This window comes from Streptomyces sp. M2CJ-2 (genome assembly GCF_016757295.1).
In the GTDB taxonomy this organism is placed as follows: Bacteria; Actinomycetota; Actinomycetes; order Streptomycetales; family Streptomycetaceae; genus Streptomyces.
In genome coordinates, this window is the sequence record NZ_JAESIF010000324.1 from 1 (window position 1) to 309 (window position 309).

The 309-nt window shown below is 72.5% G+C and carries 1 protein-coding gene; it reads right to left on the minus strand.

What is annotated here, in order from left to right; all coding sequences use genetic code 11:
* Window positions 1–309: polyketide synthase dehydratase domain-containing protein (locus JL475_RS39495; protein WP_202282991.1), on the minus strand; the 309-nt coding region annotated here is incomplete at both ends.

Sequence of the window (309 nt, forward strand, 5' to 3'; positions counted from 1 at the left end):
ATCGCCATCTCCACCAGCGCCGTACCCGGCACCACCACGGCGTCCCGAACGCGGTGGTCCGCCAGCCACGGCTGGTCCTCCACCGAGAGACGGCCCGTCAGCACGACACCGCCCGACTCCGGCAAGGCCAGAACGGAACCGAGCAAGCCGTGCTCGGCCGCCTCCTGGCCTACTCGGGCGCCGCCGTCCGTACTGCGGCTCAAGAGCCAGTAGCGCTCGTGCTGGAAGGGGTAGGTGGGCAGCTCGACGCGCCGCGCGCCAGTGCCGGCGTAGAAGGCCTCCCAGTCGACGGGCGCGCCACCGACGTGC